This is a genomic window from Thermovenabulum sp., from assembly GCF_049701175.1.
In the GTDB taxonomy this organism is placed as follows: Bacteria; Bacillota; Thermosediminibacteria; order Thermosediminibacterales; family Thermosediminibacteraceae; genus Thermovenabulum.
In genome coordinates, this window is the sequence record NZ_JBNATW010000025.1 from 22,966 (window position 1) to 37,791 (window position 14,826).

Consider the following 14,826-nt stretch of genomic DNA (forward strand, 5'->3'; position numbering starts at 1 on the left):
TTTATTTTGTGGTGTAAAGAGGTGTTTATATGAAAAAGATTATGAATTTGACCCAAAACGCAAGGAAGGTTTTAGAAAAAAGATATCTTGCCAAAAACTCTGAAGGAAAAGTTATAGAAACCCCCGAGGAGATGCTTGACAGGGTTTCAAAAGCTGTGGCTAAAGCCGAGGAAAATTACGGACAAAATCCTGATTATTGGGCAGAAAAATTTTATGACCTTATGGCTGATTTGAAGTTTTTGCCCAATTCGCCTACGCTGATGAATGCTGGACGCGAATTGGGGCAGCTTTCGGCCTGTTTTGTGCTCCCTGTGGAGGATTCTATGGAAGGGATATTTGAGACAATAAAGAATGCGGCTCTCATACATAAATCAGGTGGAGGCACGGGTTTTAGCTTTTCACGATTAAGGCCTAAAGGGGCAACTGTAAAATCGACAGGTGGTGTAGCGTCTGGCCCTGTGTCTTTTATGAGGGTATTTAATGCGGCAACTGAAGCTGTTAAACAGGGAGGTACCCGAAGAGGGGCCAATATGGGCATCTTGAGGGTTGACCATCCCGATATTTTGGAGTTTATACAGTGTAAAAGGGATAACAAAGAATTTACCAATTTTAATATAAGTGTAGCGATTACGGACAAATTTATGAAAGCACTAAAAGATGATGACTATTACGAGCTTGTGGAACCTCATACGGGGAAGATAGCAGGTAAATTAAAGGCAAGGGAAGTATTTGACCTGATAGTTGAAATGGCATGGTTAAATGGCGAACCCGGGGTTGTATTTATAGACCGCATCAACGCCAAAAACCCTACTCCCCACGTTGGCCATATAGAGAGCACGAATCCATGCGGTGAGCAACCTCTTCTACCATATGAATCCTGCTTTGCTTCAGACACTCGTATTATGACCGATAAAGGCTGGGAAACGGTAGAGGAAGCCTATAGAAGGCAATGTATGGGTGAGCAGGTTTCTGTCTACACCGACGGGCTAATTACGAATGAAACAGGACTTACCCTTCGGCCGGCCACCGTAATCCCAATAGGCGAAAGGGATATAGTGACCGTTGAACTTCATAACGGACAGCGTTTGCGGGTGACCCCAGATCATAAAGTATTGACCCAGCGCGGATGGGTCATGGCAGCTTCGCTCACTGAAAAAGACTATGTCTACCTTCCGGAAGGGGCGTTCCTAGAAAAAGAAATCGATGCCCAATCAAAGAAGTTCTTCCGTATGCTGGGCTGGATGGTCGGTGATGGCTGGCATACGGAGAAATCGAGCGGTTTGGTTTTTGGACCTGGTGATATCGAGGCGGAGGCTGAACTTTTACCGGTTTTCCAGGAACTCTGCACCCGTTTTATCAACCCGCTTTCGAACGGAAGGATTCCCACAGGAAGTCGTGCTGCTAATGGGGTGCTGACGGTGGCGTCTACCAATACCGGAGTTCGACAATTTCTCGTAAAATGTGGATTTGAATTCGCCTTATCGGGAGAGAAAAGGGTTCCAGATTGCGTGATGATGGCCGGAAAAGAAGCTCAGGTTGAATTCTTAAGAGGGCTCTTCGGTGCCGAAGGTACAGTCGATGCCAGGCGCGCAAAAGTATCCCTAACAACGGCATCGAGGGGACTGGCTGGTGACATTCAGTTGCTGCTTCTAGGCCTTGGCATAAAGTCCCGGGTCCAGACTTACCGACATAAGGATGGCCGTGAATGGAGCTATGTACTCATCACCAACGAAAGCCTGGACCGCTTTGCCGAGATCATAGGGTTCCCTATGAACCCTGCCAAGCAAAAAAGACTTGTTAAATGGATAAGAAACAGGCAGAGAATATACCGAGATTTCCGCCGAAGCCGGGTCAAATCTGTGACACCTTCCGGGAAGGCGTACGTCTATGACGTTTCAGAGCCTGTAACTCATTCTCTCATAGCAGAGGGAATGATAGTCCACAATTGCAACTTGGGATCTATTAACCTGTCGAAGTTCGTCAAAGATGGAGAAATCGATTACAATCAACTGAAACACGCCGTGCACACAGCGGTCCGTTTTCTGGACGATGTCATCGACGTAAACAAATACCCGCTGCCTGAGATAGAGAAGATGACAAAGGCCAACCGCAAGATCGGCCTCGGGGTGATGGGCTTTGCCGATATGTTGATAAAGCTTGGAATCCCGTACGATTCCGAAGAAGCGGTGAAAATTGCGGAAGAAGTAATGGGCTTTATCCAGAGCGAGGCTCGAAAGGCTTCGGAGGAGCTTGCAAAGACCCGGGGTGCCTTTCCCAACTTCCCAGGCAGCGTTTACGACGTTCCCGGTGGGCCACTACTTAGAAATGCTACTGTTACCACCATCGCTCCCACCGGTACCATAAGTATAATAGCGGGCTGCTCCAGTGGCATAGAGCCCGTCTTTGCACTGGCCTTTGAGAGAAACGTACTGGATAAACAGCGGCTCATCGAAATATACCCGCTTTTTGAGGAAGAAATGAAAAGGCGGGGGCTTTACAGCAATGAATTAATGGAAGAAGTGCTGGAAAAAGGTTCTCTGAAAGATATAAAAGGGATTCCCGAAGAGGTTAAAAGGGTGTTTGTAACCGCTCACGACATATCACCGGAGTGGCATGTAAGAATACAAGCCGCATTTCAGAAATACACCGACAATGCTGTATCCAAGACCGTGAACTTCCCCCACAGCGCCACCCGCGAAGACGTCAAGAAGGTTTACATGCTTGCTTACGAGCTAGGCTGTAAGGGTGTTACGGTTTACAGGGACAAGAGTAGGGAAGAACAGGTCTTAAATAAAGGTATGAAAGAGGGAAAAATGAATAATGAAGATGCCCAAAAGTATTCGAGAGAAAATCATATAATTCCTCGGCCAAGGCCTCCAATTACCTACGGCAGTACTGAAAAGGTAAAAATAGGATGCGGTAACCTTTATATTACGGTAAATTCTGATGAAAACGGTATTTGTGAAGTTTTTACCAATTTAGGACGGGCTGGTGGTTGCCCATCGCAGTCCGAAGCGACAAGCAGGCTTATATCCCTTGCACTGCGTTCGGGTGTTGATGTCAATGCAATAATAGAACAGTTAAAAGGAATAAGGTGTCTTTCTACTATAAGGCAAATGGCGAACAATAAGGACATAAAAGTGCTATCCTGCCCTGACGCAATTGCGCGCGCCTTAGAAAGAAATATATTAAAGAATGAAGATGTAAAGGAAGAAAAGAAAAATGGTAGCAATGGTGTGGAATACTATCAAAGGCTATACGAAGTAGAAGAAGGCTTAAACGATGACAAGGCTAATAAATGCCCTGAGTGCGGGAGCAGTTTAGAAAGCGATGGAGGATGCGTTGTCTGCAGGTCGTGCGGTTTTTCAAAATGCGGATGATTCATAAGATGAATAATAAAGCCTCGGTTTTCACCGAGGCTTTAAAATTAACAAATCATTGTCCCCTACCCAATTGTTTTAAAACCTCTGGAGCGGATTCAATCAGGACAAAGATCCCTATTCCTACAAAAAGGATACCTGCGATTAATTTTAGGTAATGGGTAGGTATGTATTTTGTCACTACATTTCCAAACAAAGCACCTATCAAGGTTACTACAACAAGGGCTAACGATGCACCCAAAAATATGGGCAATGGTTTATTGTATTGAGTAACTAAGGTAAACACGGTAAGCTGAGTTTTATCACCAAGTTCGGCTAAAAAAAGCATACCAAAAGCCATTAAAAAAAGTTTTAAATCCATTTTTAAAAAACCTCCTTTTTTATTATTCTCAAGTTTTTTGCCATATAAAAAAGACCTTTATTTCGGCAGAATTACCGAAATAAAGGTCTCGTTCCCTGAAATCCAGGCGAAGGCCCAGGCTGGTGCCAGTATGTTGAGCCTTCGAAGGCGTAAAAGCCCGAACTACTCCCCTTTAATGGACAAAATTCTTTTTCCACAACCAATATACCATAAATCTTGAATGAATACAATACTTCAAAAAGGGATAAAATTTTTCATTTATTGACATTTGAATTTCTTTTTGATAAACTTTCACATAACAAAAAATACGGAATTTGGGGGCGAAGAGTTTGGATAAGTTTGAGAAAGAAGGTTTAAGTTTTGACGATGTGCTTGTGATTCCGGCCAAATCAGAAGTAATCCCAAAGGATGTTGATGTTTCTACAAGGCTAACAAAAAAAATAAGGATAAATATTCCTATTGTAAGTGCTGCTATGGATACTGTTACAGAAGCGAGGCTTGCTATAGCTCTTGCAAGGGAGGGCGGTATAGGCATAATACATAAGAATATGTCTATAGAAAAGCAGGCTCAAGAAGTAGATAAGGTAAAAAGGTCTGAACATGGGGTAATAGTTGACCCTTTTTATCTTTCTCCGGAGCACACTATAAAAGATGCAATGGACTTAATGGCTCATTACAGAATTTCCGGGGTTCCTATTACTGAAAATGGCAAGTTGGTAGGTATAATTACAAACAGGGATATCAGATTTGAAGATGATGTAAATAAAAAAATAAGAGAGGTAATGACAAAGGAAAACTTAGTTACAGCACCTGTTGGCACTACTTTAGAGGAAGCAAAGGAAATATTAAAAAAGCATAAAATAGAAAAACTTCCTTTAGTAGATGAAAATTACAATTTAAAAGGTTTAATCACCATTAAGGATATAGAAAAAGCTATAAAATACCCCAATGCTGCAAAGGACCAAAAAGGTAGGCTCCTTGTAGGCGCAGCGGTAGGCGTAGGAAGAGATATGATGGATAGGGTAAAGGCTCTATATGATGCAAAAGTAGATGTAATAGTTGTTGATACTGCTCACGGCCATTCTGTAAATGTTCTAAATGCGGTATTTAAGATAAAAGAAAAATTCCCAGAACTTGAAGTAATTGCAGGTAATGTTGCAACGGCAGAGGCAACGCAGGAGTTAATAAAAGCTGGTGCTGATGCGGTAAAGGTGGGGATGGGACCCGGATCGATATGTACAACGAGGGTAATAGCAGGCATAGGAGTTCCGCAAATTACTGCTATATATGATTGTGCTGAAGAGGCAAAAAAATACGGGGTACCTATAATTGCCGATGGCGGTATAAAGTATTCAGGGGATATAGTAAAGGCAATAGCTGCTGGAGCTGATTCAGTCATGATAGGTGGACTTTTTGCGGGAACCGAAGAAAGTCCTGGCGAAATTGAAATTTATAAAGGCAGGAGCTTCAAAGTATACAGAGGTATGGGTTCCATTGGAGCAATGGAAGAAGGAAGCAAGGATAGGTATTTCCAAGAAGACAGTAAAAAGTTTGTTCCTGAAGGTGTAGAAGGAAGGGTGCCTTATCGAGGACCTTTGTCGGAGATCGTCTACCAGCTTGTAGGTGGCTTAAGGGCAGGAATGGGATACTGCGGGGCGAAAAACATAGAAGAATTAAAGAAAGCGAAATTTATAAGGATAACTTCTGCTGGTTTAAAGGAAAGCCATCCGCATGATGTATACATCACAAAAGAAGCTCCGAATTATACACAATTTTAATAGGAGAGCCGGAGATTTTCCCTTTGCGGAAATTTCCGGCTTTCTTTTTTAGTTTTGTTAAAAAAATTATCTAAGTTTTAAATTTGGAAATATTTTATGCAGGAAAAATATAAACTAAAGTAGAATAAATAAGTATTATCCTAAAATAAAATAAAAAAAATATTTTTAAACAAGTCGAAATAAGGGAGGAGATTTGACTTGAAAATTTATCCAACTGACAAGATAAGAAATATAAGTCTCATAGCTCACAGCGGTGCAGGGAAAACAACACTAACTGAAGCCATGCTCTTTCTTTCAGGGGCAATAGATAGAATGGGCAAGGTAGAAGAAGGGAATACTGTAAGTGACTATGATCCTGAAGAGATAAAAAGAAAGATTTCTATTTCTTTATCAGTCGCACCAGTGGAGTGGAAGGACCATAAAATAAATATTTTGGATACTCCAGGATATTTTGATTTTGTCGGAGAAGTAAAAAGTGCATTAAGGGTTTCTGATGGAACAGTTATTGTAGTATGTGCAGCAGCTGGGGTAGAAGTAGGCACGGAGATAGTTTTTAAGTATGCTGATGAAGAGAGGTTGCCGAGGATTTTCTTCGTAAATAAAATAGATAGAGAAAACGCAAATTTTCAAAAGGTTCTTGACAGGATGAGGGAAGTATTTGGCAGTAAAGTTATACCCTTTTTTATCCCTATTGGACAAGAAGCTAATTTTAAAGGAGTAATAGATGTAGTAAGAAGGAAGGCATATACTTTTGAAGGCAAAACATTAAAGGAAATTCCAGTTCCCACTGAATTTGAGGATGAAATAGAAAACTATAGAATGATGATTATGGAATCGGTTGCTGAAACCGATGATGAGCTTTTAGAAAAGTATTTAGATGGACAGGAATTGACACAAGAGGAAATCATTAAAGGGCTCAAAACTGGGGTAAAGCAGGGCCTTGTTTATCCTGTACTTTGCGGGTCTTCAACTTCAGGCAAAGGTATTACATTTTTGATGGATACTATTTGCGATTTTCTACCCTCTCCTGCCGAAAGGGGTGTAGAAGTAGGATATAACCCTAATACAAAAGCTGAAGAAAAGAGAAGCTATAAAAAAGATGAACCTTTATCCTGCATTGTGTTCAAGACAATGGCAGACCCCTTTGTGGGAAGACTTAACCTTTTTAAGATTTGTTCTGGTGTCTTAAAACCCGATTCAATGGTTTACAATTCGGTAAAAGGCGAAATGGAAAAGATTGGGCATATTTATATGATGAGGGGGAAAAAGCAGGAACCCTTGCAATCTGCTGAAGCTGGAGATATTGTCGCTGTTGCTAAATTGCAGTATACCTCCACAAATGATACCCTTTGCGAGAAAGAACATCCTATTGTTTTAAGACAGATTGTATTCCCTGAACCTGTTATTTCCTTTGCTGCAGTTCCGAAATCTAAAGGGGATGAAGAAAAAATTTCAGCAGGGTTGCAGAGACTGATGGAAGAAGACATGACTTTTAAGGTAAGTAAAAATACAGAGACCAACCAGCTTTTGGTTTCCGGAATGGGAGAAATACACTTAGAGGTTCTTGCTGGTAAACTTCATAATAAATTCGGCACTGATATGCTGCTTAGCCTTCCCAAGGTACCTTATAGGGAAACTATTCGTGGTACAGTAAAGGTAGAAGGCAAGTACAAAAAACAATCGGGTGGCCGGGGACAGTATGGACATGTATGGATTGAATTTTCACCTATTGATTCTGAGGATGGTTTTGAATTTGAGGAAAAGATTTTCGGTGGAGCGGTGCCAAAACAGTACATTCCTGCTGTTGAAAAGGGTATTCGCGAATCAATGAAGGAAGGGGTACTTGCTGGTTATCCGGTAGTAGGGTTTAAAGCGGTGTTATATGATGGCTCTTTCCATCCAGTGGATTCTTCAGAACTTGCTTTTAAGATTGCTACTTCGATGGCGTTTAAAAAGGGTATATCGCAAGCAAAACCTGTTCTTTTAGAGCCTATTCTTGATGTGGAGGTTGTAGTGCCTGAGTATTACATGGGAGATATTATCGGTGATTTAAACAAGCGAAGGGGTAGAATACTTGGTATGGAGCTTTCCGATGGGTTACAGCATATTAAAGCACAAGTTCCTATGGCTGAAATGTTCAGATATGCTACGGATTTGAGGTCTATGACTCAAGGGCGCGGAACGTTTAAAGCCGTTTTCAGCCACTATGAAGAAGTTCCAGGCCCGATAGCAGAAAAGATAATTGCGGAATCCCCCAAAGCTCATAAAGAGGAAGAGGAAGAGTAATATTTTAGTTGCCCCTCTTTGAATTATAAGTATTTTTTTAGGGAAAATTAAAATAGAGCTTTATTCAGGGAGGGGCAAAAATGGCTGCCAAAAGCAAAAACAAAAGGCTCGGGCATATTGAGAAACCACAGGATGCGATGTTTAAGAAAAAGGTGGATGATGAAATAGAGGATGAACTTTTAGATGATACGATGTACGGCGAGGTGATACCAAGCCTTATGGGCTGGATTTCACCCGAAGAACAGCAAAAGAGGGCAAATAATCTAGTTGAAATATCTAAGGAATTATCGGAGGAAAAAAATAAAAAGATACAAAAATAGGGGAGGAATATTCCCCTTTTTATTTTTTTCCAAAAATTTTTCCAAAAACATCTTGCAAAACTAAAAGTAGTGTTTTATAATATAATCGAAAGTCAAAGAAAGTCAAAGTCAAAGTTGAGGTGGTTGCTCAAATGCCAAATCTTGCGGATGTAATTGAAGACTTTTTAAAAAATCTTATAGAAGAAGCTGGAAATATTTTGGAAATTCAGAGAAACGATCTTGCTAACAAATTTCAATGTGCACCTTCACAGATAAATTATGTGCTTGCAACCCGATTTACCCTTGAAAGAGGCTATATAGTTGAAAGCCGCAGGGGTGGCGGGGGATATATAAGGATAAAAAAGGTAAGAATAAGGGATGATGAATTTTTAAAAGAGGTCATCGAGTGTATAGGGAACTCCATATCAAGCTCCAAAGCCTCCGATTTGGTTAATATTTTAAATCGGGAGGGAATAATTAATAAAAGAGAAGCAGAAATAATAAAAGCTGCTTTAAACAGAAGGAGCCTTGATATACCTCTCCCGGAAAGGGATAGGCTGAGGGCACGTATTTTTAAAGCCATGTTAACTGCCCTCTTAAATGAAAATATGGAAAAAGGGGGTAATGAGAATGATTTGTGATGAATGCAAAGTGAACCCTGCTACTGTTCATATCACAAAAATTATTAATGGTGAAAAGACAGAAATGCATCTATGCGAAGAATGTGCAAAAAAGAAGAACCTAAATATTTCTGGAGATTTTGGTCCCTTTAACTTTGACTTTGAGATTGAACCCTTTTCCGTTCAAAAGTTTTTGTCAAGCTTTTTTGAACCCGTTTCAAAGGAAATAAGAAGGACTAATGAAACTTTAAAATGCGACCGGTGCGGTTTAACCTTTCCGAGATTTACCCAGATAGGACGATTTGGATGCAGCAATTGTTATACTGCCTTTAGAGGACAGCTTGACCCAATGTTGAGGAGACTTCATGGTAAAACTTATCATGCTGGGAAAGTGCCTAAAAGAAGCGGAGGCAAAATTAAAATTAAAAATGAAATAGAAAAGCTAAAGAGGGAATTGCAGGAAGCAGTAAATGCAGAAGAATACGAAAGAGCAGCTGTGCTAAGGGATAAAATAAGAGAGTTAGAACAAAAGCTTTCAGAAAAGTAGGAAAGGGGGGGTGAGGTAATTGTCTTTGGAAGAAATATTAGATACATCAAAAATATCATGGCTTGCAAATTTAGGGCCAGATTCAGACATAGTTATTTCAAGCAGGGTAAGACTTGCGCGAAATTTAAAGGATATTCCTTTCCCCCATCTACTAACTGAAAGAAAGGCTTTGGAGATTGTAGAACTCGTATATAATGCTTTTAAATCTAATGATATTTTAGCAAAGGATTCAAAACTTTATTTAATGAAAGACCTTTCTTTCAACGACAGACAACTTTTGGTAGAAATGCACCTTATTAGCCCAGATTTAGCTTCATCTGAAAAGGGTGCTGTTATCGTAAGCAGTGACAAAACCTTTAGTATTATGATAAACGAAGAAGACCATATAAGGATTCAAGTAATTTTCCCTGGGCTTTCTACAGAAAGTGCCTATGAAATGGCAGGGAAAATCGATGATGTATTGGAGGAAAGCTTAGAGTTTGCCTTTGACGAAAAATTGGGTTATCTTACTGCATGTCCCACAAATGTGGGCACAGGTATAAGAGCCTCGGTAATGATTCACCTGCCGGTACTTACCATGATGAAACAGACCGACAGAATGTTTTCGACGATGGCTCAATTAGGGCTTGTAGTAAGAGGCATTTACGGAGAAGGCACTGACGCAAAGGGCAACCTTTATCAGATATCCAATCAAATCACTCTTGGAAAAACTGAAGAAGACATCATAGAAGGATTAAATAGTGTTGTCAAACAAATTATTGCAAGTGAAAGGCAGGCGAGGAGAAATTTAAAGGGTGAAGACAGGGTAAAATTGGAAGATAGGATTTTAAGGTCCTACGGAATACTAACCAATGCGCGGCTTTTATCCTCGGAAGAAGCCATGGCACACCTTTCTAATGTTAGATTGGGAATAGACCTTGGAATTATTAAAAATTTGAAACCTGAGGAAGTTAATAAACTTTTCATGATATCGGGACCAGCATATATTCAGAAGTTGAATAATCAAGATTTACAACCTTTTGATAGGGATGTAAAAAGAGCCAGTTTTATTAGAGAAAAATTATTAAAGGAGGGGTGATTTTAAATGAACGGAAAATTCACTGAAAGGGCTCAAAAAGTAATAGCTTATGCTCAAGAAGAAGCAAGAAGGTTAAATCATAATGTAGTGGGGACTGAACACCTGCTTTTAGGACTTATCAGAGAAGGCGAAGGTGTTGCTGCAAGGGCTCTTACAAACTTAGGAGTAGACCTCCAGAAAGTGAGGGAACAGGTAGAAAATTTAATCGGTGTAGGCCCTTTTGTAATACAAGGGCCGATAGGATATACACCAAGGGCTAAAAGGGTTTTGGAACTAGCTTTGGATGAATCAAGGAGGCTCAAACACAATTACGTTGGAACAGAACACATACTCCTTGGACTTATAAGAGAAGGGGAAGGAGTAGCTGCTCAAGTATTAGCTAATCTCGGTGTAAGTTTAGACCGTGCTCGAAATGAGGTACTTTCCCTTTTAGGTAATGATGTAAAAGGTCAAGCAGCCTATAGAAGGTATAATAATACCCCAACATTAAATCAATTTGGAAGGGATTTAACAGAACTTGCATCTGAAGGCAAACTTGATCCGGTTATAGGAAGGCAAAAGGAAATAGAAAGGGTAATTCAGGTTTTAACGAGAAGAACCAAAAATAATCCTTGTTTGATAGGCGAGCCGGGAGTTGGTAAAACTGCTATAGTTGAAGGACTTGCCCAAAGGATAGTGGAAGGAGATGTTCCCGAAATACTAAAAGATAAGAGGATAGTGAGCTTGGATTTAGCGCTTTTGGTAGCGGGAACGAAATTTAGGGGAGAATTTGAAGAAAGATTGAAGAAGGTTTTGACTGAGGTAAAACAGGCGGGAAATGTAATATTATTTATTGATGAAATGCATACCCTCATAGGTGCAGGAGCTGCTGAAGGAGCTATTGATGCATCTAATATTTTGAAGCCTTCATTGGCTCGTGGGGAACTGCAGACCATTGGTGCAACCACCTTAGATGAATACAGAAAGCATGTTGAAAAGGACCCCGCATTAGAAAGGCGTTTTCAACCAATTATGGTTGATGAGCCTTCTATAGAGGATACTATCAAAATTTTGGAAGGTTTAAGGGATAAATACGAAGCTCACCACAGGGTAAAAATATCCGATGAAGCTATAGTTGCAGCTGTGAAACTTTCGGCAAGGTACATTACAGATAGGTTCCTGCCCGATAAGGCAATAGACCTAATTGATGAAGCGGCTTCAAGAGTAAGGCTCCAGTGCTTAACAGCTCCGCCGGAATTAAAGGAATTGGAAGACGAACTTGAAGCTATAAGAAAGGAAAAGGATGCTGCCATTAGGGCTCAAGAGTTTGAAAAAGCAGCTAAACTTAGGGATAAAGAACAGGATATCAAAGCAAAACTTGATAGTTTGAAATCCAAATGGCAGAACGAGAATAAATTGGATAACTCGACAGTTACAGCAGAGGATATAGCAAAAATAGTCTCCAGTTGGACCGGTATTCCTGTTGAAAGGTTAACGGAGGAAGAGTCGGAAAGGCTTTTGAAAATGGAAGAAATACTCCATAAGAGGGTTATCGGCCAGGATGAGGCTGTTAAAGCTGTAGCAAGGGCAATAAGGAGGGCGAGAGCTGGATTAAAGGATCCTAAAAGACCTATTGGTTCCTTTATTTTCCTTGGGCCTACCGGTGTTGGCAAAACTGAACTTGCGAGGGCACTTGCCGAAGCCATGTTTGGTGATGAAAACGCCATGATAAGGCTTGACATGTCTGAATACATGGAAAAATTTGCAGTTTCCAGGATGATCGGAGCACCTCCGGGTTATGTTGGCTATGAAGAAGGTGGAGAACTTACCGAAAAAGTGCGGAGAAAACCTTACTCTGTAGTATTATTTGATGAGATTGAAAAAGCTCACCCTGATGTGTTCAATATTCTGCTTCAAATATTGGAAGATGGAAGATTGACCGATGCACAGGGCAGGACTGTGGATTTTAGAAATACAATAATAATCATGACTTCCAACGTAGGTGCCAATCTGATACAAAAGTCCAAAACCTTCGGTTTTGCGCCGAGAGAGGAAGAAGAAAAGAACTACAGCGATATGAAAGACAAAGTATTAGAGGAATTGAGAAGGACCTTTAGACCCGAATTTTTAAACAGGATTGATGAAATAATCGTGTTCCATGCTCTAAACGAAAACCACATAAAAGAAATAGTTACGCTTATGCTTAATCAGGTAAATGAAAGATTAAAGGATTTTGACATCTCCATAGAAGTAACTGAGAAAGCTAAGGAATGGCTTGCAAAGAAAGGATTTGATCCTATGTATGGAGCAAGGCCTTTGAGAAGAGTAATTCAAAGGGAAATAGAGGATAGTTTATCTGAAGAACTGCTTAAGGGGACCATTAGAAAAGGCGACGTTGTTTTGATAGATGAAAAGGACGGGAAACTTACCTTTGAGAAAAAGGAATTGAGTATTGCAAATAAGTAAAAAATGGATTAACATTAAGGCAAGGCTGAAAGCCTTGCCTTTTTCGTAATGTTCGGAGTAGGAGGAGACTATGGGTTTAAAAAGGCGCTTTGTCTGCAGGGAGTGCGGTTTTGAATCCGCAAAGTGGTTGGGGCGTTGCCCTGAGTGTAGCAGTTGGAACAGTTTCGACGAAATAAGTTCAAAGAAGGATGACTTGTCCGATAATTTTTACAAAAAAAATGATACAAGGCCAATGCTTTTAAATGAAATAGAGAGTATTGAGAGAGAAAGGGTATCCTCTGGAATTTTAGAATTGGACAGGGTATTGGGGGGAGGAATCGTACCGGGAAGTTTGGTTTTAATAGGAGGGGATCCTGGCATAGGAAAATCTACCCTTATGCTTCAGCTTGGGGGTAATTTAGGGAAAAAACACAAAGTGCTTTATATTACTGGAGAAGAATCAATAAAACAAGTAAAAATGAGGGCAGACCGCTTAGATATAAAATCCAATTATTTTTATTTGGTTTGTGAAAATGACATGGATGCGATTCAAGATTATATAAAAGAGCTTAGCCCTCAATTTGCTATACTCGATTCGGTGCAAACGGTATTCATTCCCGAATTGGAGTCACCTCCGGGTAGTATAAACCAGGTTAGAGAGGTAACCTCAAGGTGTTTGAGGATCAGTAAGGAAACGGGGACAACCATTTTCTTGGTAGGACATGTAACAAAAGAGGGAAACTTGGCTGGGCCTAAAACCTTAGAACATATGGTGGACACAGTTCTATATTTTGAAGGAGAGAGGTACCAATCTTACAGAATTTTAAGATCTGTGAAAAATAGGTTTGGTTCCACCAACGAAATAGGGATTTTTGAGATGAGGGAAAATGGACTTGTAGAAGTGGAAAGCCCGTCAAACTTTTTGCTTTCCGGTAGGACCAAGAACTCACCCGGCTCTATCGTTACATGTACAATCGAAGGGACAAGACCTCTTCTTATAGAAGTTCAAGCTTTGACATGTTCTTCAGGATTTAATATTCCAAGAAGGCAAACTTACGGTATAGATTACAATAAAGCTGTGCTTTTAATAGCAGTTCTTGAAAAGAGTTTAGGCCTTTTCTTAAACAAGGAAGATATTTTTATAAATATAGCAGGGGGCATAAAAGTGACCGAACCTGCGGCAGATTTAGCAGTAGTTTTAGCAATTTATTCGAGCTTTAAAAACAAAGCTGCAATGGAGGGCCTTGTGGTTTTAGGGGAAGTGGGGCTTTCAGGAGAAGTGAGAAGCGTAAGTTATGCGGAAAAAAGGATTTATGAAGCCTTGAAATTGGGTTTTTCGAAAATAATTATACCCAAAGCAAACTTAAAAGATATTGATAAGAAATTAATGAACAATGTAATTGGGGTTTCAAATCTTTATGAAGCGGAAAAAGAAGCCTTTTAAAAATAAAAAACCGGGTTGTTCCCGGAATGAAAAAAGCTTTATGAAAGATTGTAAATCCCGAGGGTAGAAAGCTTGTCATTTTCCTCAACAATGATATCGTTTAAACTTAATCCTAAAAGATTGCACAGCGCAGCAAGGTAGAAAAGATGATTACCAATTTCCTGCTCTATAACCTCGCGGCAATTATCACACAAATTGCCTTTTAAATGAGTATCCATGTATTGAGTTAATTCATAAAGAGAAATGTTAGCGGGGAACTGCTGTTTTTTAGCGTTTATTTCCAAACAGCCGCAACTGGTAACCGATTTCGCAACAGCTCTATTAACGCGTCCGGCAGTTTCTTGAATTTTGGTAATTATGTCGATAATACTCTTATGCCGTACCAAACATTGGGAGACTGTAGCCTGGAACTCGTTGCATATGTTGTCTTTCATCTAACTCCCCCCTGAGAAAATCTCTGACAAATTTAATTATAGCCCTCGTTTACTTTGTTTGTCAAATGAAAGTATAAGAAAATTATTAAAAATAAAAGCCTTATGGGACAAATGTAGCCAAGAGTAAATTGCGATGATTAGAGAAACAGATGAAATACCGATTTTAGGGCATCCG

General features: G+C 40.1%; 11 protein-coding genes. 9 read left to right on the top strand and 2 right to left on the bottom strand.

The window, feature by feature from the left end; all coding sequences use genetic code 11:
• The first annotated feature begins 29 nt into the window (after positions 1–29).
• Positions 30–3,380, top strand: a complete 3,351-nt coding sequence (locus tag ACPLVF_RS09115) for a ribonucleotide reductase N-terminal alpha domain-containing protein (protein WP_424907525.1) — start codon at positions 30–32, stop codon at positions 3,378–3,380.
• A gap of 55 nt (positions 3,381–3,435) precedes the next feature.
• On the opposite strand, the gene ACPLVF_RS09120 is transcribed toward ACPLVF_RS09115, so the two are convergent.
• Positions 3,436–3,741, bottom strand: a complete 306-nt coding sequence (locus ACPLVF_RS09120) for a TMEM165/GDT1 family protein (protein WP_424907526.1) — start codon at positions 3,739–3,741, stop codon at positions 3,436–3,438.
• Between the two features lie 329 nt (positions 3,742–4,070).
• On the opposite strand from ACPLVF_RS09120, the gene guaB reads away from it, so the two are divergent.
• From guaB to radA, 8 genes are all read left to right on the top strand, one after another.
• Positions 4,071–5,519, top strand: a complete 1,449-nt coding sequence (gene guaB, locus ACPLVF_RS09125) for an IMP dehydrogenase (RefSeq protein ID WP_424907527.1) — start codon at positions 4,071–4,073, stop codon at positions 5,517–5,519.
• Positions 5,520–5,717: 198 nt separating this feature from the next.
• Positions 5,718–7,805, top strand: a complete 2,088-nt coding sequence (gene fusA, locus ACPLVF_RS09130) for an elongation factor G (RefSeq protein WP_424907528.1) — start codon at positions 5,718–5,720, stop codon at positions 7,803–7,805.
• Between the two features lie 80 nt (positions 7,806–7,885).
• Entirely contained in the window at positions 7,886–8,125 is a 240-nt protein-coding gene (locus ACPLVF_RS09135) for a hypothetical protein (protein ID WP_424907529.1), read from the top strand.
• A 131-nt stretch (positions 8,126–8,256) separates the two neighbouring features.
• Complete coding sequence (locus tag ACPLVF_RS09140; protein ID WP_424907530.1) at positions 8,257–8,745, top strand: CtsR family transcriptional regulator; 489 nt, start codon at positions 8,257–8,259, stop codon at positions 8,743–8,745.
• The gene (locus tag ACPLVF_RS09145; protein ID WP_424907531.1) at positions 8,735–9,271 is read left to right on the top strand and encodes a UvrB/UvrC motif-containing protein; all 537 of its coding nucleotides are present in this window, start codon (positions 8,735–8,737) and stop codon (positions 9,269–9,271) included. The genes ACPLVF_RS09140 and ACPLVF_RS09145 overlap by 11 nt, the downstream gene beginning before the upstream one ends.
• A gap of 19 nt (positions 9,272–9,290) precedes the next feature.
• Positions 9,291–10,349, top strand: coding sequence for a protein arginine kinase (locus ACPLVF_RS09150; protein WP_424907532.1), 1,059 nt, complete (start codon positions 9,291–9,293; stop codon positions 10,347–10,349).
• Between the two features lie 6 nt (positions 10,350–10,355).
• Positions 10,356–12,794 carry an ATP-dependent Clp protease ATP-binding subunit gene (locus ACPLVF_RS09155; protein WP_424907533.1) on the top strand — a complete coding sequence of 813 codons (2,439 nt, stop codon included), beginning with the start codon at positions 10,356–10,358 and terminating at the stop codon, positions 12,792–12,794.
• 70 nt (positions 12,795–12,864) lie between these two features.
• The gene (gene radA / locus ACPLVF_RS09160; protein ID WP_424907534.1) at positions 12,865–14,217 is read left to right on the top strand and encodes a DNA repair protein RadA; all 1,353 of its coding nucleotides are present in this window, start codon (positions 12,865–12,867) and stop codon (positions 14,215–14,217) included.
• 38 nt (positions 14,218–14,255) lie between these two features.
• On the opposite strand, the gene ACPLVF_RS09165 is transcribed toward radA, so the two are convergent.
• Positions 14,256–14,651 (bottom strand): DUF1573 domain-containing protein, encoded by a 396-nt coding sequence (locus ACPLVF_RS09165; protein ID WP_424907535.1) that lies wholly within the window; start codon positions 14,649–14,651, stop codon positions 14,256–14,258.
• Positions 14,652–14,826: the final 175 nt, after the last annotated feature.

What these genes read in the sequence shown, in the direction of transcription:
- ACPLVF_RS09115 (WP_424907525.1), top strand. Translation starts at nt 30, where the DNA reads ATGAAAAAGATTATGAATTTGACCCAAAACGCAAGGAAGGTTTTAGAA.
- ACPLVF_RS09120 (WP_424907526.1), bottom strand. Translation starts at nt 3,741, where the DNA reads ATGGATTTAAAACTTTTTTTAATGGCTTTTGGTATGCTTTTTTTAGCC.
- ACPLVF_RS09135 (WP_424907529.1), top strand. Translation starts at nt 7,886, where the DNA reads ATGGCTGCCAAAAGCAAAAACAAAAGGCTCGGGCATATTGAGAAACCA.
- ACPLVF_RS09140 (WP_424907530.1), top strand. Translation starts at nt 8,257, where the DNA reads ATGCCAAATCTTGCGGATGTAATTGAAGACTTTTTAAAAAATCTTATA.
- ACPLVF_RS09145 (WP_424907531.1), top strand. Translation starts at nt 8,735, where the DNA reads ATGATTTGTGATGAATGCAAAGTGAACCCTGCTACTGTTCATATCACA.
- ACPLVF_RS09155 (WP_424907533.1), top strand. Translation starts at nt 10,356, where the DNA reads ATGAACGGAAAATTCACTGAAAGGGCTCAAAAAGTAATAGCTTATGCT.
- radA (WP_424907534.1), top strand. Translation starts at nt 12,865, where the DNA reads ATGGGTTTAAAAAGGCGCTTTGTCTGCAGGGAGTGCGGTTTTGAATCC.
- ACPLVF_RS09165 (WP_424907535.1), bottom strand. Translation starts at nt 14,651, where the DNA reads ATGAAAGACAACATATGCAACGAGTTCCAGGCTACAGTCTCCCAATGT.